A 19936-nucleotide genomic window follows, 5' to 3' on the forward strand; every position below is an offset into this window, starting at 1 on the left:
ACGCGAAAAAGGCTTATTTTAATAATTTTATAATTTTTTTCAATGTTTTTTAAATTTAAAACATTGAAAAACAGATATTTATATAAAAAATGGCGACAAAAAATATAATGTTTTTTTAATCATTTATAATACTTTTTTGCTAAAAACCCTGTAAGGTTTGGCTACTTTACAGGGTTTTTAGCATGTATCTTCAAAAAAATCACTCGTAATCAAAAGCCTTAATATCCATAATCCGTTGTTCGAATTGATCAGGGTGCAACGATTTGGCTTTGATCCTCATTTTGTAAACATAGATTGTATTGACAGAATATTCCAATATTTTGGCAATAGTTTCATTATCAGCAATACCCATCCTTATAAGCGCGAATATGCGAAGATCAGTATTTAATACTTCGTCCTCATCAGGCCAGATCTGATCTTTCTCGGCAAACAAGCTATTGAACACCGTAATAAAGTTAGGGAAGATCTTTAAAAAATATGATCAAAGCTATAATATAAGCTCTCCCTTTCTTTTTTAATATCAATATTATTTACAAAAGTATGAATGGCGTCATACTTCTTCATCGAGAGCTTGGCATCAATAGAGATTTTCAAATTTTCGAGCTTAACGATATATCCCGAAATGGCCTTAAAAAACTGCCCGATATATTCCTCTTTAATTTTTGCATCTTCAATTAGTTTCGCGTTTATGTGGTTTAATTGCACATTTTTCCCTTCAATTATTGCTTCTTTAACCTTCAACTTTTTTAATTGGTTAATGATCATCACCAGGAAAAAGACAACCAGCAATGCAAGCGCAGTAATAATTAACAGGAACACCAGGAAGCGGTTTTTTTGATGCTCGGTATTATTAAGCTCGGCTGCCGCTATTAATGGTAAAATTGAAGCAATTTGTATTTTACGCTGCCGGGCTCCGTAAAAGTCGGCATCAGTTTTTGCCAATTGAATAAAACTGTAAGCATCTTTGATGTTCCCCTGCTTATACAATAATTCGGCCAGCGTATAAAGCGCAACCGTTTCACGCGTTGATGATTTGATATCGGCTATTGCAGCCCTCATCATCAAATTAAGACCCTCCTGCCTTTCGTTATCTTCAAGGTAGATTGATCCCAATGAGCATGACACCATTGCACGCAGGTGCATGGAAATTGGCATGTCCTTTTCCAGTAATTTTTTAAAGCGTATGCGCCCTTCTACGTAATTCTTTTCCTGATAATCCTTCAAACCAAGTAAATAAGTATGCATTATATGGTCGTTGCCGCAAAACGAGACCGCTGAATCAATGTATTTATTACCGGTCTTAATATAATCGGGGCTAAAATATTTGTCATTACTGTAATTCGCCAGGTCATAATTGCACCTGGCTAAAAAGAAATAGTAATCAACTTTATCGGCATTACTTAGGGCTTTTACATTTACTTTTCGCAAATAGTCAAAGGTCTCGTTAAACATCCCCGACGAAAGAAGAATAAAAGCCATCCTTACGTAACTATAATACTCCTTTGGTTTATTACCGGTTACCTTGCTTAGTGATATCATTTTATCGACATAAACATACGCCGAATCAAACTGATATGATTTGTATTCGATGTAAAGCTTGTCCCAGGTATCAAACCGCGCATCATAATTGGTTTGCGAAAGGGTTGATTGATATGCCTTTAATTTTCGGATCCTTGCTTCTTTACTGCTATCATATATATTTTTTTGCGATTTCAGTTTTTAATTCTTCGAGTAAGGTATTAGGATCAGTGAATGCATTTGCCGAAAGAATAATTAATGAAAAAAGCAAACAGAAGATATATTTCATTTTTGTTATAAAGGTTTTTAATAACGCACCGATCCGATTAATCAAACACACAATTTCTGCAAATCAAATACGGCAATAAATTAATTAAACTGCAACCAACTAAGGCTATCATTTTAGAAGATAAATTGCACACCTATCCCCGGTTTATATTCTCAAATATATGGATTTACAGTATTGCTAATGCGTTTTAGTTTTGTTTTTTGATCCACAGAAATTACACTGTCCGAACCTGAAAAAGATTGAGTCATGCCACCTAAACGACGAGTTTTATTTTTAATCTATTCCGGCCCGTGAGCTTATCTGTTTAGATATTGATGCTAAACACAATGCAGACAATTGTATTCGTTATCAATATAAAGACAGCGGCCATTGATACAGGGAGATAGTTTGTTATTAGATGCAATAGGTTTCCGCGTTTACAAAAACAAAATAGTGAACATTTATCTTTTTTTTAGGTGGCTGACGCCTATAAAATACTGGACTATTTCTTAAAAGCATTTGGGCCATTTACCGGGCGTCCGAACGCTTATGCCGATATTTATAACTGGGATACAACCGCACTGAATTTGTCATTGAGATACCAGGTAAAAACCGAGATGGGGGTAGCTGTATTTAGCAATAAAAACCTTGAAAACGCAATTGCAGCCAACGGGCCTTCAGTACTTCTTAAAGATGTATACCAGTCGTTCTCTGTTTTGTATTGATGACGTTCTATTATTAAGAGTCACAAAATGCCATTTTTTGACCATTACTGACTTGAAAACAACGAATTATTAAATAAACTTTGGTTTTAACGCGAAAACATCCTTTATTTAAAAAAATCAAACGAAATTTGTGTACGGTGGTTATCTATCATCTTAATCTCAATTTATAAATGGTCAAATTATTTGTAGGCGGCTTTCCTCTGGAAATGACAGAGCTGGAACTTGTTAAAATGATAGGTCCACATGGCGATGTGGAAACGATTAAAATTGTACGCGACAAAAAAACAAGAATATGTAAGGGGTATGCGTTTCTTGAAATGAAGGACCGCACCGGGGCAGAAAACGCGGTGATCGCCTTAGACGGTACGCCTATTGCCGATCGGGTATTAAGTGTAAAAATAAACGACGACTTTATAAAGAAAACTCCTCCACCACGTAAGTCATTTGGATACGGCAATAACAGAGGCGGCGGGGATAGAACTAACAATACCCGAAGCTATAATAGCCAAAGCAATTACCGGAGCAATAATGATCAGTCGCCCGGAAGTGACAGACCAAGGCGCCCCAGAAAAACGATGTAACGAACGACTGATAAATCATACATAAAAAATCCCGGCCGATTGAGATCTGGCCGGGATTTTTTCAAACATCATTATCCATAGTTAAACACCGAGATCCTGCATAATTGAGGCAATCTTAGCGTCAAGGTTTTTATCTGTTTCACTATATGTCTCTTTACTTTCAAGTTTACCGTTCACACTGCAATAAAACTTAATTTTAGGCTCCGTGCCTGACGGGCGGGCCGAAATGATACTACCGTCCTCTGTAATGAATTGCAAAACATCAGATACAGGCAATTCAATTGGTTTGCTTGTATTGGTTGCTAAATCAGTTTCAATACGTTTTTCATAATCCTTAAGTGTGCTTACTTTTGAGCCGCCTAAGGTAGCCGGAGGATTGGTACGGAATTTCTCCATCATTTCCTTAATTTCTTCGGCACCGGTTTTACCTTTTTTAGTCAGGGAGATCAGCTTTTCTTTGTAAAAACCATATTGCACATAAGTGTCGATTAATGCTTCAAAAAGGCTGCTTCCTTTGTCTTTGTAATAAGCAGTCATTTCTGCAATGAATGCGCTTGAAACTACAGCATCCTTATCCCTAACCAGTTCGCCTATCAAATAACCATAGCTTTCTTCACCGCCACCTATAAAGGTTTGTTTACCCTCAAAATGGGTCATTAACTCGCCGATATATTTAAAGCCGGTAAGCGTGTTATAGTAAGTAACATTCTTGGCTTCGGCTATGCGTTCGATTAGATTTGTGGTAACAATGGTTTTAACGATGTATTCTTTACCGGTAAGCTTGCCTTTTTCTTCCCATGCGGTTAATAAATAATTGATCAACATAGCGCCGGTTTGGTTACCATTGAGCAGGATAAACTCGCCATCGGTATTTTTCACAGCAATACCCACACGATCTGCATCCGGATCTGTAGCCAATACCAGGTCGGCGTCAGTTTCCTTTGCTTTTTTAAGGGCAAGTGTAAGCGCTTCCTTTTCTTCGGGGTTAGGGTAAACTACTGTTGGGAAATTTCCATCGGGAGTTATTTGCTCATCAACCAAGATCACATTTTCAAAACCAAACCGTTTCAAGGCTTGGGGTACCAATGTGATACCGGTACCATGGATTGGCGAATAAACTATTTTAAGATCTTTTTGACGTGCAATAGCATCAGGCGAAACAGAAAGCTCAGTGATCTTGCTCAGGTAAAGCTCGTCAATGTCCTCCCCTATTTCTTCAATATTAGCATCAACGCGGTTAAATTTGATGTCATCAATGCTGCTGATTGCAGCAACCTCGTCCATCACGGCTTTATCGTGCGGAGAAACAAACTGCCCACCATCGGCCCCATAAGCTTTGTACCCGTTATACTCTTTGGGGTTGTGTGATGCTGTAAGCATTACACCGCTTTTGCAGCCTAAATGGCGTACCGCAAACGAAAGCTCGGGCGTAGGACGTAATGCCTTAAAAAAATAAACATAAATGTCATTAGCTGAAAAAACTTCGGCCGTAATAGTCGAAAAGAAATCGGCGTTGTTACGGCTGTCATGAGCAATAGCTACTTTGATTTTTTCGCCGGGGTAGGTTTTTTTCAGATAATTAGCTAATCCCTGTGTGGCGGCGCCTATAGTATACTTATTGATACGGTTTGAACCCGGCCCCATAATACCGCGAAGGCCACCGGTACCAAACTCCAGATCACGATAAAATGAATCCGTCAGTTCGGTATATGCCTTATCGTCAATTAATTTTTGAATTTCCTGCTTTACATCAGCATCATAATTTCCTTGAAGCCATGAGTTTGCTTTTTGAAGAATGGTGGGGTCTAATTCCTGCATAAGTGGTTGTATATTTTCAATTTATCAGATTCGGTTTTGTTTTAAATATGATAATAAATAATCAAAACAGAACGCCTTAAAGTTAAATCATCTTTTTAATTATGCCAGCCCAATATGCAATAACTTTTAAATATAATGCACGGCAAGAGCGGCAGTCGCCGAACCGTTATCTGAACAAGATACTCCAGTAAAAGTTTTATCAATTTCAAGCTATAAATGGCGCTGCCATCCTTCGCCCTCCATTTATCGTTGGCCGACGAACCGTTAATCAAATCTATTAACGTCCTTTAGTAAACAAGTTGAGTATCGGTATATCAACTAAAACCCCAACCGACCAACGTGTATATAACTTATTATCGCCGTAAGTGTTAGTTATCACATCTTTATTGGCTCCTGTTAAACTAACGCTACGCAAATTTGGCGCAACCTGGAAACCACCCGAAATTGAGATTGGTGTAGATGGTATACCTATAGATAAAAACAAACCGGGGCTTATGATATTCTTCAGCTCAATTTTGGGCACCTGCGCTACAGTGGCGCTGGTATCTTTTGCTACTGGGGTACTTCCGGATGTAAAACGGTATGAAGCAAGTGCGCCGATATCAATTAAAGAAACAAAAACAGAAGTCGACCATTTTTTATCGCCCGTAGGAACAAATAATAAACGGTGCCCCCAGCTAAATGAAATTCCTACCGGTGCTGAGAGCCCGTATGTACCTTTATACTTTTCATCAATGCCATGCACTTTTTCTTTACCTACATAAGGGCCAACATAGGCGTTTAGAGCAACATTAAAAATAGCCTCGCGTTTAACGGTTGAACTGCCTACCGGTAAAGCAATTGCTTCAATAGCATTTTTTACTTCGTCACTGTTTTTCGCTTTTGATACCTCAGCGGCAAAATTGGCATATTTAATAAACATTTTATTTATTGCCGGCCACTCGGTGAACGCTGCAATTTTCGCTTCAAGTTCATTTATTTCTTTCTTTATGGCAGTTTTGGCGACTGCATCCTGCAGTTTATTATATTCTGCTTTTTTTCAGCAAGTTTTGTAACCAAATCCTGTTTTATTGGGTTGGTAACGACTTTATTAATAAACAAGTTATCGTAAACGTCGCTAAGCTCAACTATGGCCGATGGGTACTGCTTTTCGTAAACATCAATGTAAACGTTGCCAAGACTCCTGGCTGATGACAGGTACTGATCAATCTTCGGATCGTTCCTGTCAATCATTGGTATAGTGATATTGGTCGGATTGATATTTAAAAGCACCGGTGATTTCAATAATTGCTCAAAAAGATTAAGTGATGAATTATAAAGCGCGTAATAATCCTGGTAATTAAAAGTATTTTCACCTTTTTGCTGAAGTTGCTTTAAATTAATGAAATACCTGTTTACTATTGTTGCTTTTTGGATAAATTCAATGTTATAACTCTGATAAATTTCCTCAAATTTTAAAAAGTCACCACTACGATCTTTGAGAAATTGCCTCATTGAACCCTCTTTGAAATTAATGTCTTTTTTTCCAATTGCTGATAAAGTAAACCAAGGTAGATTTGGAAAGTTACAGGGTTACTAAACAGCATCTTCGCCGAATCGGCATCGACCCAGTATTTATCTCTCTGATTTGACCGTAATGATTGTGAAAAAAGATCAAAAGCTTGCAATGCCGGATATACATTTTCATTTACAAGCTTTAAGGTGCCATTGCCTGCTTTATTAACCAGATAGGTATGAAAAATATCCCCGGGATGGGAACCCTCATGAAACTCGTTGGCTATATACAAGGCATCGATGAAGATTATCCTGACGTGGGGCATGGCAGCAAACAATTGATCCATGCACGGGTCGTCAATCAAATTGGAAACATTGGGAAGTAATAGTGCCAGGTCTTTCTGAAATGACTCCCGCAGCAAATCCGTATAGGCGGCGTAATTATAGATCTCAACATCTATAGCTGTAAGTGATTTGTAAGTAACCGGGAATAATAACTGCAACTGCCTGGTACTGTCCAGCTCCTTTTTAAACCGTGAAAAAAGGCAGTGGAAAGTTCCTGCTTTGTTCGTTCCACTAAAAACTTTGCAAGACCGTCGGCAAGATTGGTAACATCAAGTGAGCCTATGGATTGTAGTAATCCGGATGGGCTGGGTATTGTCCCTCCGCTTGCACCGCCAGCTTCATAAATCCCGTTCAGGCTAAAAAAAGGGTTTTTCTTGATAACAGTATCTACATTAGTGGTGTTCTTGAGATTAAAATAATAAGCAAACAACGGCTTGTTTTGTGGGCTGATCCTTATTTTTCCGTCTTTGTCGTAAAGACTTTTTAAATATAACACATCATAAAAAACGCGCCTTTCGGGTTGTTGCGCAAACATTTTGCAGGACAGAAGCAAGAACAAAAAAAGGGAGGCATATTTATATTTCATACAATATCGTTAAAAAAATTCAATAGAAGTTCGGGTTTTAGCAGTGGAAGATCGAAGGATGCTGGCGGGTTTCCATCTTCGGTTATAATGAAGGTTGTTTTCTGCGTCATAGCCGCCAATTTTTCAGTGATCATAGCAAATGAATAACTAAAATTCATTTTTTGAATCATCAGCGCAATTATGCCCGATGTAATAGCCGTCGCAAAACTACTCCCGCTATCAGCTATCAATTCGTTATTCTGATCATATGATTTTATTTGCGAGCCATTGATCACCAGCGACAGGAACTCATTTATACAAGGATAGCCATTCTCCTTATCCGGAACCATGCCGACCCCGATTGTATTTTTCAAACAGGCCGGATAATATTTTCTTGTATCTCCAAATACTATCGAATTTCCGATAGAACAAACAATTATTTTATTGTTAGCTACGGCATTGTTTATAGCCTCCTGAATTAAACTTAGAGTAGCAGCATTGCTTATACCCGACGACCAACTTATTGAAACTATATGAATATCAGGATTTTTTGCACACCAATTAATCGCGTCAGCATATCTTTGGGCATCTCTCTCCGTGTTTTCAAATGTTCTTTTTTCGGATATTTTACAAGCGAATAAATTACAGCCCGGAGCCACACCGACATAGTTGCCGCTGGTATTCCGTAGCCCAACAAGGGAAGCACAAAATGTACCATGACCGGCATTGTCTTTTATCTCAACATTATCTCCATAAACATAATACTTACTCTGATTATAAAACAGGTCTGTTATGCCTGGCGCAATACCGGTGTCCACCACAGCAACACCAACGCCTGTACCTGCATACCGGCCCCAAATCTCCGGGAGGTTCAAGTCAATCATCCATTGCTGATAATTGCCACCGGCACTATCTATTTGTTCGGCCCCGCCGCTCCAATAATGACTATTAGCATCGTCGCTCGCTTTATACCAGGTGTTGTTTCCGTCAAGTTCCTCTCCCTGCACAGTGCCCGTTACTTCTATCTCGTCACCCGGCTCTCTTATAGCACCGGTTTGATAGGTTGTATGAGCGCCTCCTACCCTGGTATTAAGCAGCTTGGTTACTTTAATGCGCATTAGCCTACTGGTTTTACGGTTACGGTGGTATTTTTAGTTGGTGTGGTTGCTTCTTCTTCAGGCTTTTTGCCTGCCGCACGTAAACTTACAATTTTGTTGATCAAATCGAACCAAAAAGGAGCGCCTAACATTAAAGCTATAGCTGTTAATAATAAACCAGTTATCTTGATTAAAAGCGACAAAAGGCTTTGGCAGAATGTTTTACCCTTCAAATCTGGAGTGTTTTGTGCCGTCCAACCCACAGGGATACCAGAGCTTACTAGAAACGTACTAACTGTGCTGATTTGCTGGGCGACTTTTTTCGCGTTAGGTGCGTTTTTACTTGTATCGGCAGGTATGTTTTTAATAACCGTTACTTTGCTGGCTTCAAACTTTATCGTATCAGTTTTAGGATTATATCCTTTTTCATTTACTTGTTTAACTACGGTTTGTAAATTGTCGGCTGTATGTTTCAATGCTTCCTGGTTACCCCAAAGCTTGTTTACAATATTTATGGTGTCAACATTTAAAGAGGCGCAGATTACCACCGAAATAATAAACACAATAAGCTGAGATGATCGTTTATAAACTCCCGAGGCCCTGTCCATAGCCGAATTATAAAATGTTTCGATCTGTTTTTGAAAACTCTGAAGATCGCCCTGGGCGCGCTCATAAAAATTAAGAAGAAGTTTCCTGATCCCGGCAGAGATGCCAACCTGTGCTGCTATGCCGTCATCTGTTAAAACATCCCGGATCTTATTCATATCAAGGATAATATTTTTATCACCTTTAAACTGATCCATTAAAGCTGCAGCGAAGTTGCCCGCCGGGATATATGATGGCAAGCTGCTTGTATCTTTTTTAAAGATGTAATGTTCGGATTGTTATAAAGCTTCTCTGCTATTTTTTTCCAGTCCTGGTCAAATAGTAAACATTCGATAGCATTTTTCAGATACTCTCCCCGCTTGTTGAGCAGGGCAGACAGATACTCGTGAACTGTACTAACAGTTAGGCTGAGCGAAAAATAGGTAAACGACAGCGTGAGCGCAAGATCGATAATTGGGGAATTAAACATAAGGTTGCGGGTTTAGCAGGCATAAAAATATTCCCCAATTTACAAAGCAATCGGCCAAATATCAATCCGTTAAAATACGGTATTTTCATACGTATTTTTGCGCAAAAATCAGATGTTCCCTCGTTTTAAATTGGCTCAAAACAGCGAAGGCGTAAATTTTTATGAGTTGCCGAAAAACTAAGATATTACGACGATGAGTTTTGAGGATCATCATTTACCGCACGCGGAATAGTCAATAGTACCTCATTTTTTATGGCCTGCGGAATAACCAGCATCGGCTGAGAAATGATCTCACTTTTACCATCCGGCGAAAGGCAGCTTGCAACTAAAACCAAACATCCCTTTTCAGCTTCAAAGGTCACTGTTATTTTTAATTGCTTCAGGCACTCAAGGTCTTGGTAGGCTGTACGGGTACTGATATGAAAATGTGATTTTAGCAGGTCGATAGAAACCACATCCCTGGTTTGCAGCAGCACCAATACCTTGAGCAACCTGTCGGCTCTGTTCATAACGGATCACGTTTTTACATACAAAGGTGTAATGCGCTATTGACAACAGTGTGTCAGCAGTAAAGATGCCTTTTTAAACCGGTCGGTTTAATGCTGTTACCTAAGTTAATTGTGGGATTGATAAACCATCAATATAACACCCGATGAAAAAACTTTCTTTAAAACCAGTTTTAAAAGCAAGTGGCTTTTTACCCCGTTGAAAAGTGCTTTACCATTGCCTAAAATTACCGGGTGGATCCAAAACTGGTACTCATCAACTAAATTCGCGGCCACCAGCTTTTTGACCACACTGATGCTTCCGTAAGTAAGGATGTCACGGCCCTGCTGCTTTTTTAAATGCTTAACAACCTGCTTTAGATTTCCTTTGACCAGTAATGAATTGTTCCACAACGCGGAGGTCATTGTTGACGACATAACCACTTTTTGGTAGTTGTTCATCATATCTGCATAAGCAATATCCGTACGCGGAAAATTCATGCACTTGGCCTGAAAGGGCCAATAGGCAGCCATAGCCCGATATGTGTTTTTGCCCAATAAAATAGTATCGGCCCGGCTAAGCAATTCTGTTATTGTCTCGGCTATTTCATCCGTCCAGTATTGATAATGCCAATCCAGGCCTTCGTCCTCCGCCGCTACAAAACCATCCAGCGTAATGTTTAAGGATACGATCAGTTTGCGCATGGTAATAAATAAGCAAACCGGATTTGACAAACCCGGGATTTATAATAAAATTGAAAACACTAAGCCAGTTCAGTATTTCCGGCAAGTTTAGTGTTGGTTAAGCCCAGTTCCTTTACCTGCTCATACCTTTTCCATAAATAGTAGGTGAAGAACATAACAAGCAGCATAACTACCGGCGGAATGAGCATGGCAGCCCCGGCTCCAATAGCAAGCCACGATAAAAATGCACCGATAAAGCTAATGGTGAAGCCAGAATAAGCCCATTCTTTAATAACCAGGTACCTGGTTTGCGCTATGGCCAGTACACCTGCTATTTTTGCCCACCCCATAATAACCATGAGGTAAAAGGGATAACCAAGTTTAGCTAATGAATCTTTGCCAGCCCGCTGCATAGTGATTCCCCCGTAAGCATCGCCCAGCATAGCCAATAAAAAAAGGGCGGTAAAGATCCAGTACAGGGTTTTAATTGTTTTTGGTTTCATGATGATATTTGGTTTGCGTGATTATATGTTTGTTAACGATACAAAGTTATTTGGTGCGATAAAGTTGTGTAGCACGTAAAAAGGACTTGTTAAGGGGTTGTTTGCGACTTTAGTGTTCATTATCTTTATCCCAGATAACCAGTTATACAATAACAAAATGAAACATGTTGCCATCCTGATACCCAATGAAGCGGTTTTAGCCAGCATAGTTGACGCCAGAACCATTTTCACAGGCGCCAACGATTTTTTACAATCGATGGGGAGGCAACCTGTTTTTGACGTACAGATGGTTGGGCTTTCCAAAGAAGTTAAGGTGCATGGCGGCATGTTTTCGGTTCATACGGATATTTTATTAAGTGATCTGCAAAAAAGCGATATGGTGATCATCCCTGCCATAAGTGGCGATCTTCAAAACGCGGTAAACGTAAACCGGGATTTTGTACCGTGGATCATCAACCAGTACAATAATGGTGCAGAAATAGCAAGTCTTTGTATCGGCTCATTTATATTGGCCTCGACAGGGTTATTGAATGGTAAAGAGTGTTCCAGCCATTGGATAACAGCCGATGCGTTCAGAAATATGTTCCCGGAAGTGAAGCTGGTTGACGGGCGTATTGTTACCGAACAGCAGGGTTTATATTCAAGTGGCGGCGCTACTTCATACTGGAGTTTGTTACTATTACTGATTGAAAAGTATGCCGGGCGGGATATAGCCATCATGGCCGCTAAGATCTATGCCCTGGAGATCGACCGAAAAAGTCAGTCTCCATTTGCGATGTTCACGGGGCAAAAAAACACGAGGACAATCCTATAAAGCAAGCTCAGGAATATATAGAAAATAACGTAACCGAAAAAATCTCAGTTGAAGACCTGTCATCAATGTATGCTATTGGCCGCAGGCATTTTGAACGACGGTTTAAAAAAGCCACCAATAATACTCCGGTTGAATATATACAGCGCGTAAAAATTGAGGCAGCCAAAAAACAATTGGAAAGTACCCCCAAAAACATCAATGAGGTAATGTATGATGTTGGGTATACCGATGCCAAGGCATTTCGTACAGTTTTTAAAAAGATCACCGGGCTCTCGCCAATTGATTACCGTAATAAATATAACAAAGAAGCGGCTGTAGCATAGGTATGTTTATCAAAATTTTAGGCGCTTGCTACCCCTTCCCGGATCACCTATGTTGTAGCTTGGTTATTATCGAAAATATCTATTGATTATCAGCCGCAACACACTGTATTGCAGGAGGTAATGGCTAATCTGGCTTCTACGGCAAAAACATTACATTCTGTCAATAAAATTAATCCTAACAAATAGCCAAATATTCCGTTTAAAAATTACATTTTTGCCCAAAATTTTTAAGGATGCAGAGTTATCAGGAATTTCTTGACTTAAGTGTAGGCTTTCCACAGGATGGTTTTGAGATCATCGACGATGAACTATACTTTCAGGACCTAAATTTGATGGAGATGATTGAAACGTACGGTACTCCCCTACGCTTTACTTATCTGCCTATGATATCCAAAAAGATCCAGCAAGCTAAACTGCTGTTTCAACAGGCCATCATCAAAAACAACTATCGCGGTAGTTATAAATATTGCTATTGCACCAAGAGCTCGCATTTCAAGCACATTGTTGAAGAAGCCCTGAAAAACGAGATTCACCTGGAAACATCATCGGCGTTTGATATGCCTATGATTGACGCGCTGGAGAAAAAGGTACTGTAACAAAGGAAATAACCGTAATATGTAACGGCTTTAAAACCTTCCAGTACAAAACATATATTATTGATATGTTACATGATGGCTTTAAAAACATCATTCCGGTATTGGATAATAAAGAAGAATTTAACCTTTACGACGACGAAATTGAGATGGACACTCCTTGTAACCTGGGCATCCGGATTGCAGCTGAAGAGCAGCCTGATTCTCAGTTTTATACTTCACGTTTGGGTGTGCGTATGGAAGATGTTATTGATTTTTATCATAACAAAATTGAGGATAACCCTAACTTCCAGGTTAAGCTATTACATTTCTTCATTAACTCGGGTATTTCCGATACACCATACTACTGGAATGAACTTGAAAAATATGTAACTCTTTACTGTAAATTCAAAAAAGTAAATCCACATCTGGATACGCTTGATATTGGCGGTGGTATGCCATTTAAAGATTCACTGGTTTTCGATTTTGATTATGAATACATGATCAACGAAATAGTAAGCCGGATCAAAGAGATATGTGCCGAGCATGACACGATGGAACCGGATATCATTACCGAATTTGGTAAGTATACTGTAGCCGAAGCTTCTGGTATCCTGTACAAGGTATTAGGCCGTAAACAACAAAACGACCGCGAACGCTGGCTGATGCTTGATGGCTCGTTCATTACCAATCTGCCAGACGTTTGGGCGCTGAACCAAAAGTACATCCTGTTGCCGGTTAACAACTGGGATTCGGAATACGAACGTGTAAACCTTGGGGGTATCACCTGCGACGGGCAGGATTATTACAACCAGGAAGCGCATATGAACAGCGTATTTATGCCTAAAACCCGTAAGGTGCAATATTTAGGTTTCTTTAATACCGGCGCCTACCAGGAAGTATTAAGTGGCTACGGCGGTATCCACCACTGCCTGCTGCCATCACCCAAGCATGTGATCATTCGCCGTAACAGGGACGAGAACGTTTAACTTTGAGGTGTTTGGAGAAGAGCAAAACAGCAAGCAAGTATTGAAAATTCTGGGTTATACCACGTAATTTTATATCTAATCATAACAGCAAAAAAAGGTGGCCATTTCGGTCACCTTTTTTGCTTAACGGCCTATGGTGCCATCTCCGACACCTGCTCCTTCAACATTTGGATCCGGAAGATCAGCCAGGCTCCCATCCTCATGTAAAACTTTAAAGTGTTTTCTTTGAGGACCTTTTGTTTCAAGACAGGGATTGTTTCGGGCAGCATAGTTATAGCTGTCTTTAATGTTACTTTCCCTGGTCTCCTTAATATTACCCTGCCGGGAAGCAGGATAGTTATTTTTATAATCATTCATGATTATACCCTCCTTTTACTAAATTCCTTCAGTTCCTGGTTCATGACCAACCATCCTGCCGGTGGTGCGTCCTTGCGGGCGGCTCTCAAAATCAGTTTTAGCGGGGCCTACCGACGGAAATTCCTTTTTATTCGGCGGTGTTACATCTGTTTGCTCACTAAATGAAGTATCGGCACTTCTGTTGGGTTGATCAATCTCCGATTGGCTATGGGTACCCACCTGTTCGTCTTCGGTTTTTTCTACCTCAGGCTGTTCATCATAGTCTACTATATCATTTACCTCATCCAAATCATCATCATTTTCAAGATCACGGTTTGGATCGGTTTCATCACCATTCACAGAAAATGAGTTGGTGTTGTTTTCAAAATCATTACGATCATTATCCTGGTTTCCCCAGTTTTCATTATTGGTATTCATAGGTTTTAATTTTAGTTGTTATTTAATAAACCTACGAAACAATTGTATTGTTTTATTTTTTATCCTTTTAAGAAATTAAATATCGCAAATTAAAACTATTATAGTTGTAATTATTAGGAAGCTTCAAAATAGTTTATAAATGTTATGCAGCATGGCATAATTGCGCCTTCGCGAGCCGAACCAGATTACAGAGCTTGATTCGGACTAATCTCGAACGATACGGTAGTTTATCCGCCAGTATATTAAAAACGCTTTTTAAAATTAAAAAGTATGCTGAGGGCAAGTTACTTTATATCGATTATTAAGCAGGATGCCTAACACAATTTCATGCGAACCATGACTAACCGTATTCAGGGCAGATGTTGTAAAATCGTATGAGTAGCCAACATTAATAAGCGAACTTAGGTTAAATCCAACCAATGCGGCATATGAATCATTGCGGCGGTATGAACCACCAATCCAGAACCTGTCTTTGAATGACATTTTCATGTTCACATCAAAAGTTACCGGAACCGGTGCTATAAATTTCAACAAGGCCGAAGGCATAAGCGTAATATCATCAGATACAAAAAGCTTAACGCCACCAGTCACAAAATAATGCGGTACCGTTTTGTTTTGTACAGCAGTTGTCGAAGTAGTTACATATAAATTTTGCGGAAGGATTTGCTGTACCGACGCGCCAAAAAAATAATTAGATGAATAAGCCCATACACCTACTCCCAAATCAGGTTTCCACTGCGCCCCCGCGATGCTATTAATGGTTGGGTCATTTTGATCAACATAGGTAAGTTTACTTTTATCTATAATATTATGACTTACCCCAGCAGACACCCCTACCGCTAAATTCAATGTTTCGGTAAGGCCGAGGTGATAAGCGTAGGTAGCGTCAATATTGGTTTGTGTTATCGGGCCTGTTTTATCAGACACCACCATTAATCCCACGCCATGATGCGGCTCGGCAGCCATGTAATTTTGTGTATATGACCTGCTTGATGGGTTTAAACCTCCACCCGCAGGAAATGCAGTGGCATCGCCCTGCAAAAACCGGTTACCTATAGGCGCGTTTACTGAAAAATAGGACGTTACCGGTGCACCTTCAAGCCCTGTCCATTGGCTGCGATAACCCAGTTTTACATCGGTATAGTTTTCAATACCGCTTAACGCAGGGTTTAAAAGGTAATTATTGAATACGTATTGAGTGTACTGCGGCCGTTGCTGTGCTTTTGCTAATTGAATTGTTACGGCAATAATAAGTAGAGTATATAAAATTCGCTTCATTTTATTTGATAATGGTCACATTACCTGCAATAACCTCCCGGCCATTTTTCGGATCAATAATATAATAATAAGTCCCGGGAGGCAAATATGAGCCTTTGTATTTCCCATCCCAGGGTACACTATAACCAATTGACGAATATACCTTTTCTCCGAATCGGTTGTATACGTCAACCTTATTATTTGGATAACTTTCTAAATATTTAACATTCCAAATGTCATTTACCCCATCTCCATTAGGCGTAAACACATTGGGAACGACTAAAAATTTTAAAACCTTTACCGATACGCTGGCCATAGCCTGGCATCCATGTGCCGATGTAACCACTACCTGATAGGTAATATCCTGCGACGGACTTGCAACAGGATTAGCCACATCATCATGATCAAGGCCTGTTGCCGGTGTCCATTTATAACTTAAGTTATTATCGTTTACTATGGGTTTTAAAACGCGCTTTGTGCCTTCAAGCATAGTAAAATCCGGCCCCAACGTTACAACAGGCGATACATCTACCTTAACCTGCTGCATAACTGTATCAGCGCACGCGTCCCGGGTGGTATAAATGTACATGATATCAAATTCGCCGACGCCCGAAACAGCAGGGTTAAACACACCATCTGTACTAATACCAGTTCCTGAAAATACGCCCGAACCGGCAGGGGCTTTAATTTGGGGAATCAATTTTTTGGGCTCCGATTCGATACAAAAAACAGGCGCCTGATCAAAGGTGACTACAGGCGAAGCTTTTAAATTAACCGGAATTTCTGCGACATCAGAGCATGATGTACCCGAATATGCAATTACTCGCAAGATAGCCTGCCGCGATCCTGATGTGAACAAAGGATATTTATGCCTGAGTTGCCTACCATATGCCGGATGGTCATAAACTACCGTAGTTGATGGGTCGTTGATGTCATAAGTAACCTCCAGCCGGGTAATCTCGCCGAAATTAACCGAGGATTGGTTTTCAAAAAACACTTCCTGAGCGCTGCACAAACCTGCCGGATCCTTAATAATTACTTTAGCTTTTGGCTTACTACCGTTAATTGTTAATGACTTTGAAGCCGATGTAAAAGAGCATCCATTTTTTGAAGTAACCCTAAGTGTAACCTGGTAATTGCCGGCTAAAAACTTGTGCTTCGGGTTTTTACCGTGGGAAATATTCGGGTTAGCTGGTGCTGCATTAGGGTCACCAAAATTCCATTCGTAGGTAAAGTCAGCTTCTGTGGCATCAGCAATTGTACTTTGATCAGTAAACTGAACAAAGTCATCTTCACAGGCATCGGGCAACAAAAAATCAACTACCGGCACAGGATAAACTTTGACAGGCAGCGGGGCTATATTACTTGTACAACCATTATCATTTGTAACGGTTAGCTTAACCAAATAATCTCCCGGTCCACTAAACGTATGATTAAATGGGTTCTTGCTTTTAAGGGTTTCAACCGGTGTGCCATCACCAAAGTCCCATTGCCAGCTAATGATACTTCCTTCGGCAGATGTGGAGTTATCCGTAAATGTAACATCCTGACCTGTACAGCTTGGCGACGAATAGCTAAAAGATGCAAGAGGTGGTTTTGATATATGTATTTTTATTGGATCAGATGCAGCGCCGCATCCATTTTCATTGGTAACAAAAAGTTTAACCAGGTAATAACCGGGTTGGGCGTATTTGTGTACAGGGTTTTGCACAACATCAGTTAACCCATCGCCAAAGTCCCATCGCCATGTTTTAATTTGCCGTGTACCTGAGGTTGACTGATCGGTGAATTGAACATCGCTACCAAAACAGGTATTTGCAAAACTAAACTTTACAACCGGCGGCACCGAGATATTAAAATCAAACTCTATGTCTTCATTCGATCCGCATTCGTCTGCAATAGGGTTAAATACAGTCGCCACCACACTATAATCGCCGTCGGTATAGGTTTTATCTACCGGGCATTCATAAGTATAAAGCACCTTCGAATCCTTTATGATGGAACCGGTTGGTATTGGGTTGTCTACAACAACAGCAGCACTGCCATCCTTAAAGTCCCAGCTTATTTTATTGGTTTGAAATGGCAGCGTAAGCTGCAGTTTATAATGAGTATCAGTACAGCCATTGGCCTGCACCGTCTTGTCCGCAGGATTTAATAATACAATAAACTCATTCAGGTTTTTAAGGTTGGTGCCCGCAGCATAACCATATGATTCCGTTTTGCCAAACCCATAAGCAATTGCGTTGAACCCGTCGGATGCTTTGATATTATGTACACCTGCATTTACGCTGATTTGTGCATAAGAATAAATACTGTTCGGCACAGGAGAAAACTGAGTATAAGGTTCTCCATCGAGCGAAAACGTTGGCACCGCAGCTGCTTTAATAATAACATTAATAAAATTATTCAGGATCCGATAGTTTCCGGTTGAGTTTAACGTAACGTGATCGAGTGTTTGTTCAATCGGGGTCAGATAGATCATTTCAGGATCACCTGTATCACCTTGAATAAACTGGCAATTTAAACCTTCGCCCTGGGTTACTGCATATTGCACTACCTGGATTGGTTTATCGGCAGTGATAACATTAGTTGTAGTTGATGTAAACTCGTAATACAAACCATTGTTCAGCCCTCCCGTTGGCGCGGCACCGTTTACAGTAACCTTTGTATCGGGCGAACTAAGCACTATTCTTAAGATATCATAATAGCGCCCTTTTAAAGGTGCGGTTACATAGTTCTTACCCCAAACTGCTAAAGGATAAACCTGCTGAAAGAGGTTATCTGATGATCCCTTATCGCCCTGACATCCTATGCTTATTTTTGAGCTGCCCGAAAAAACAGCGATTTTTTTACAGGCCCCGGCAGCGCTCACAATTGAGCGAATGCGGCTGCCGGTAAGGTCAGTAGCTGATAAGGCCTGGTATACTTCGCCTTTTTTCAAATTAACGGTAAATGGTTGGTTTGCAGGGATCCCGTTTAGCAGTGGCTGCGAGGGGGTTATTTCAACAGTGGTATTATCTTCTGTAGCTATTACCGCAAAGGTTGAATATGAGGGTACTTCTTCAGTATTTTTTGTGCCGTTGTTTGAGTTTGATATTTGTTTATAGTTAATGGAGAGGTAATCTTTACCGAGCGTATTAACGGGCAGCAGAAGCGTTGCGCCGGATACGTTCTCTGCAAAAATATGCGCGTAAACTGCAATAGGTTTTAACGACGTGATATGAATCCCCTTTAAAAACTGCCCCTGGTTTCCGATAAAGGCTTCGGGTGGGATAGCTACCGTCAATATATCCTTTGCGTTAACCTGATAGGTACTTGAAAAGCTGCCATCTGCAACTTTAACTGTTACAGTGGTATTTACGTCGGCAGTTATGTAAAGGTCCATCTGACTACCCCTGCCCAACGCGGTAGGACTGCCTGCTGCACCATCAACGTGGTCAATATATGCGGTATAAAACTCCGTACCCTGGTTTGAACCTTGCGCGTTAGTGCAAATAGCAATGCATATGAAAATAAAAGAGAGGCTTAACGACCGCAAAAAAATTATCTTGCTCAAAGGTGTACAGTTGGATTTGGTTTTGTAGTATTAAACTAACCCTTTAAAAATACAAAAACCTTTAATTTATACGGTATGATTATATAAAATAACCAGCCGTTTAATTGCCCGGTCAATTTCATAATTAGCTACGTTTAATTTATAACTAAGCTCAAGTCGCTTTTCCGCAGATCATAAACTTCAAGAGCATTTTAAATGATGTATTTCAGATCGTCACGTTATCATGATGTAGTAATGGTTTTGTTAATCCCCGCGATAACGGTGTCAGAAAAAATATGGCTATTTAAAAACCCGGTCAGCAGGTTCAGGTGGTAATTAAAAAACATGTTAAAACAGGAAACACGCAGCTAACCGGGGTTAACACGACTTAACACATTTTAAATATAACACATACAAATATCTAATAATGAATTATCTATCTTTTTACAGGGTTGACACTAAACATATTTTCTAAGTAATCACATACATCCGAATGTTGCGCCTGTTATTAGTA

At 40.0% G+C, this 19936-nt stretch carries 19 protein-coding genes and 2 pseudogenes; 5 read left to right on the forward strand and 16 right to left on the reverse strand.

Features of this window, described 5'->3' with window-relative positions; genetic code table 11:
* Window positions 1–199 precede the first annotated feature (199 nt).
* Window positions 200–1539: pseudogene (locus ACRQ5D_RS26535) on the reverse strand (DUF6377 domain-containing protein).
* Between the two features lie 723 nt (window positions 1540–2262).
* On the opposite strand from ACRQ5D_RS26535, the gene ACRQ5D_RS26540 reads away from it, so the two are divergent.
* Together ACRQ5D_RS26540 and ACRQ5D_RS26545 are read left to right on the forward strand one after the other, a co-directional pair.
* On the forward strand, window positions 2263–2511 hold the full coding sequence (locus ACRQ5D_RS26540; RefSeq protein WP_091162868.1) for a hypothetical protein: 249 nt from the start codon (window positions 2263–2265) through the stop codon (window positions 2509–2511).
* A gap of 170 nt (window positions 2512–2681) precedes the next feature.
* Entirely contained in the window at window positions 2682–3092 is a 411-nt protein-coding gene (locus tag ACRQ5D_RS26545) for an RNA recognition motif domain-containing protein (protein WP_091162867.1), read from the forward strand.
* A gap of 81 nt (window positions 3093–3173) precedes the next feature.
* Here the strand turns inward: ACRQ5D_RS26545 and ACRQ5D_RS26550 are convergent, their stop codons facing one another.
* From ACRQ5D_RS26550 to ACRQ5D_RS26600, 11 genes are all read right to left on the reverse strand, one after another.
* The gene (locus tag ACRQ5D_RS26550; protein ID WP_091162866.1) at window positions 3174–4910 is read right to left on the reverse strand and encodes a phospho-sugar mutase; all 1737 of its coding nucleotides are present in this window, start codon (window positions 4908–4910) and stop codon (window positions 3174–3176) included.
* 277 nt (window positions 4911–5187) lie between these two features.
* Window positions 5188–5832, reverse strand: a complete 645-nt coding sequence (locus tag ACRQ5D_RS26555) for a hypothetical protein (RefSeq protein WP_431198387.1) — start codon at window positions 5830–5832, stop codon at window positions 5188–5190.
* A 65-nt stretch (window positions 5833–5897) separates the two neighbouring features.
* Window positions 5898–6404: a hypothetical protein gene (locus tag ACRQ5D_RS26560; RefSeq protein ID WP_431198388.1), complete on the reverse strand. Its 507-nt coding sequence runs from the start codon at window positions 6402–6404 to the stop codon at window positions 5898–5900.
* On the reverse strand, window positions 6401–6907 hold the full coding sequence (locus ACRQ5D_RS26565; RefSeq protein ID WP_431198389.1) for a hypothetical protein: 507 nt from the start codon (window positions 6905–6907) through the stop codon (window positions 6401–6403). Before ACRQ5D_RS26565 ends, ACRQ5D_RS26560 begins: the two co-directional genes overlap by 4 nt.
* Window positions 6862–7284 (reverse strand): hypothetical protein, encoded by a 423-nt coding sequence (locus ACRQ5D_RS26570; protein ID WP_432327157.1) that lies wholly within the window; start codon window positions 7282–7284, stop codon window positions 6862–6864. Before ACRQ5D_RS26570 ends, ACRQ5D_RS26565 begins: the two co-directional genes overlap by 46 nt.
* Before the next feature lie 47 nt (window positions 7285–7331).
* Window positions 7332–8432 (reverse strand): S8 family peptidase, encoded by a 1101-nt coding sequence (locus tag ACRQ5D_RS26575; RefSeq protein ID WP_091162864.1) that lies wholly within the window; start codon window positions 8430–8432, stop codon window positions 7332–7334.
* On the reverse strand, window positions 8432–9256 hold the full coding sequence (locus tag ACRQ5D_RS26580; RefSeq protein WP_432327159.1) for a hypothetical protein: 825 nt from the start codon (window positions 9254–9256) through the stop codon (window positions 8432–8434). The genes ACRQ5D_RS26575 and ACRQ5D_RS26580 overlap by 1 nt, the downstream gene beginning before the upstream one ends.
* On the reverse strand, window positions 9214–9486 hold the full coding sequence (locus ACRQ5D_RS26585; protein WP_431198391.1) for a hypothetical protein: 273 nt from the start codon (window positions 9484–9486) through the stop codon (window positions 9214–9216). Before ACRQ5D_RS26585 ends, ACRQ5D_RS26580 begins: the two co-directional genes overlap by 43 nt.
* Before the next feature lie 185 nt (window positions 9487–9671).
* Window positions 9672–9995: an HTH domain-containing protein gene (locus tag ACRQ5D_RS26590; protein ID WP_091162862.1), complete on the reverse strand. Its 324-nt coding sequence runs from the start codon at window positions 9993–9995 to the stop codon at window positions 9672–9674.
* Window positions 9996–10100: 105 nt separating this feature from the next.
* The gene (locus ACRQ5D_RS26595) at window positions 10101–10676 is read right to left on the reverse strand and encodes a dihydrofolate reductase family protein (protein WP_091162861.1); all 576 of its coding nucleotides are present in this window, start codon (window positions 10674–10676) and stop codon (window positions 10101–10103) included.
* 59 nt (window positions 10677–10735) lie between these two features.
* The gene (locus ACRQ5D_RS26600) at window positions 10736–11158 is read right to left on the reverse strand and encodes a DoxX family protein (RefSeq protein WP_091162860.1); all 423 of its coding nucleotides are present in this window, start codon (window positions 11156–11158) and stop codon (window positions 10736–10738) included.
* 157 nt (window positions 11159–11315) lie between these two features.
* On the opposite strand from ACRQ5D_RS26600, the gene ACRQ5D_RS26605 reads away from it, so the two are divergent.
* The 3 genes and pseudogenes from ACRQ5D_RS26605 to ACRQ5D_RS26615 all read left to right on the forward strand — a co-directional run bounded on the left by ACRQ5D_RS26605 (window position 11316) and on the right by ACRQ5D_RS26615 (window position 13923).
* Window positions 11316–11972: a GlxA family transcriptional regulator gene (locus ACRQ5D_RS26605; RefSeq protein ID WP_432327161.1), complete on the forward strand. Its 657-nt coding sequence runs from the start codon at window positions 11316–11318 to the stop codon at window positions 11970–11972.
* A gap of 65 nt (window positions 11973–12037) precedes the next feature.
* Window positions 12038–12295, forward strand: a complete 258-nt coding sequence (locus tag ACRQ5D_RS26610) for a helix-turn-helix domain-containing protein (protein WP_432327162.1) — start codon at window positions 12038–12040, stop codon at window positions 12293–12295.
* A 233-nt stretch (window positions 12296–12528) separates the two neighbouring features.
* Window positions 12529–13923, forward strand: a pseudogene (locus ACRQ5D_RS26615) (arginine decarboxylase).
* Between the two features lie 56 nt (window positions 13924–13979).
* Here the strand turns inward: ACRQ5D_RS26615 and ACRQ5D_RS26620 are convergent.
* The 4 genes from ACRQ5D_RS26620 to ACRQ5D_RS26635 all read right to left on the reverse strand — a co-directional run bounded on the left by ACRQ5D_RS26620 (window position 13980) and on the right by ACRQ5D_RS26635 (window position 19443).
* Complete coding sequence (locus ACRQ5D_RS26620; protein ID WP_091162858.1) at window positions 13980–14213, reverse strand: hypothetical protein; 234 nt, start codon at window positions 14211–14213, stop codon at window positions 13980–13982.
* A gap of 18 nt (window positions 14214–14231) precedes the next feature.
* Window positions 14232–14630 carry a hypothetical protein gene (locus ACRQ5D_RS26625; RefSeq protein ID WP_091162857.1) on the reverse strand — a complete coding sequence of 133 codons (399 nt, stop codon included), beginning with the start codon at window positions 14628–14630 and terminating at the stop codon, window positions 14232–14234.
* A 261-nt stretch (window positions 14631–14891) separates the two neighbouring features.
* A complete protein-coding gene (locus ACRQ5D_RS26630) occupies window positions 14892–15908 on the reverse strand; it encodes a PorP/SprF family type IX secretion system membrane protein (protein WP_090525486.1) in 1017 nt (338 codons plus the stop codon).
* A 1-nt stretch (window position 15909) separates the two neighbouring features.
* The gene (locus ACRQ5D_RS26635) at window positions 15910–19443 is read right to left on the reverse strand and encodes a gliding motility-associated C-terminal domain-containing protein (RefSeq protein ID WP_091162856.1); all 3534 of its coding nucleotides are present in this window, start codon (window positions 19441–19443) and stop codon (window positions 15910–15912) included.
* Between the last annotated feature and the right edge of the window lie 493 nt (window positions 19444–19936).

Origin of the sequence: Mucilaginibacter sp. P25 (assembly GCF_050859465.1) — a bacterium.
In the GTDB taxonomy this organism is placed as follows: Bacteria; Bacteroidota; Bacteroidia; order Sphingobacteriales; family Sphingobacteriaceae; genus Mucilaginibacter; species Mucilaginibacter gossypii.

Bases quoted from the DNA above. Each gene is read 5' to 3' on its own strand.
- ACRQ5D_RS26575 (WP_091162864.1), bottom strand. From the start codon at position 8,432: ATGCGCATTAAAGTAACCAAGCTGCTTAATACCAGGGTAGGAGGCGCT.
- ACRQ5D_RS26625 (WP_091162857.1), bottom strand. From the start codon at position 14,630: ATGAATACCAATAATGAAAACTGGGGAAACCAGGATAATGATCGTAAT.
- ACRQ5D_RS26620 (WP_091162858.1), bottom strand. From the start codon at position 14,213: ATGAATGATTATAAAAATAACTATCCTGCTTCCCGGCAGGGTAATATT.
- ACRQ5D_RS26550 (WP_091162866.1), bottom strand. From the start codon at position 4,910: ATGCAGGAATTAGACCCCACCATTCTTCAAAAAGCAAACTCATGGCTT.
- ACRQ5D_RS26600 (WP_091162860.1), bottom strand. From the start codon at position 11,158: ATGAAACCAAAAACAATTAAAACCCTGTACTGGATCTTTACCGCCCTT.
- ACRQ5D_RS26630 (WP_090525486.1), bottom strand. From the start codon at position 15,908: ATGAAGCGAATTTTATATACTCTACTTATTATTGCCGTAACAATTCAA.
- ACRQ5D_RS26605 (WP_432327161.1), top strand. From the start codon at position 11,316: ATGAAACATGTTGCCATCCTGATACCCAATGAAGCGGTTTTAGCCAGC.
- ACRQ5D_RS26555 (WP_431198387.1), bottom strand. From the start codon at position 5,832: ATGTTTATTAAATATGCCAATTTTGCCGCTGAGGTATCAAAAGCGAAA.
- ACRQ5D_RS26560 (WP_431198388.1), bottom strand. From the start codon at position 6,404: ATGAGGCAATTTCTCAAAGATCGTAGTGGTGACTTTTTAAAATTTGAG.
- ACRQ5D_RS26595 (WP_091162861.1), bottom strand. From the start codon at position 10,676: ATGCGCAAACTGATCGTATCCTTAAACATTACGCTGGATGGTTTTGTA.
- ACRQ5D_RS26545 (WP_091162867.1), top strand. From the start codon at position 2,682: ATGGTCAAATTATTTGTAGGCGGCTTTCCTCTGGAAATGACAGAGCTG.
- ACRQ5D_RS26570 (WP_432327157.1), bottom strand. From the start codon at position 7,284: ATGTTTGCGCAACAACCCGAAAGGCGCGTTTTTTATGATGTGTTATAT.
- ACRQ5D_RS26585 (WP_431198391.1), bottom strand. From the start codon at position 9,486: ATGTTTAATTCCCCAATTATCGATCTTGCGCTCACGCTGTCGTTTACC.
- ACRQ5D_RS26590 (WP_091162862.1), bottom strand. From the start codon at position 9,995: ATGAACAGAGCCGACAGGTTGCTCAAGGTATTGGTGCTGCTGCAAACC.
- ACRQ5D_RS26610 (WP_432327162.1), top strand. From the start codon at position 12,038: ATGTATGCTATTGGCCGCAGGCATTTTGAACGACGGTTTAAAAAAGCC.